General features: G+C 69.6%; 2 pseudogenes. Both read right to left on the bottom strand.

The window, feature by feature from the left end:
* Positions 1 to 334 (bottom strand): annotated as a pseudogene (locus PGX04_RS31105) (hypothetical protein); the annotation flags it as partial.
* Between the two features lie 28 nt (positions 335 to 362).
* A pseudogene (locus tag PGX04_RS31100) lies at positions 363 to 694 on the bottom strand (hypothetical protein); the annotation flags it as partial.

The raw sequence follows: 694 nt of genomic DNA, 5'->3' as shown, positions 1-694 counted from the left end.
AGCCCTCGATCGGGCCGACGTCGCCGTTCTCCGCCGATCGGTCGCCGTAGTGGAGGCCGGCCAGCAGCCCGGCAGCGAGCACGGCCGTCCCCGAAACCGAGGACGGGGCGGACTCCCACGAGAGGGCGACGGTGAACGGGATCGAGACGAGTCCGAGGAGGACCGCCGCTCGAAACCGCTCGGCGGTCAGGTCCGCGAGGGTGTTGCGGATCGGGGACATTGTCGTTTGTTTACTGTCACTATCCGCTCGATAGTGAAAGTGTTCCCGATCCGAATCGCCGTCGGTCAGCTGACCGGGCGCGCCGACGGAGGTATCTCGACCCCGAGCGACCACCGAACTCGAGCGTGACCGGAGACCGCGTTCAACGGCTCGCAGCGAAGCGACCGACGCTCGAGCGGACGACGGCCGTCAGCTCCAGCGCGCCGGTGAGCGCGAGACAGGAGACGAACGCGGTCGTCCCCAGCTTGCCGCCCGCGCCGGCGAGAGCGGGTGCGACCGCGAGGTAGACGAGTCCACAGACGAGGCCGGCACCAGCGACCTGCCCGGTGGTTTCCAACCGTTCGGCGCTCGACATTCCGACGAACGAGGCACAGAAGGCGACCGCGGCCAGCATCGGCCCCAGTTCCGGAAGGATCCGCGGGAACCCGACGCCGGCGACGACCCCGACCGCGGCGGAAGCGACCACCGAACTCG

This window comes from Natrinema soli (assembly GCF_028618695.1).
This window is presented reverse-complemented; position numbering and strand designations above follow the sequence as displayed.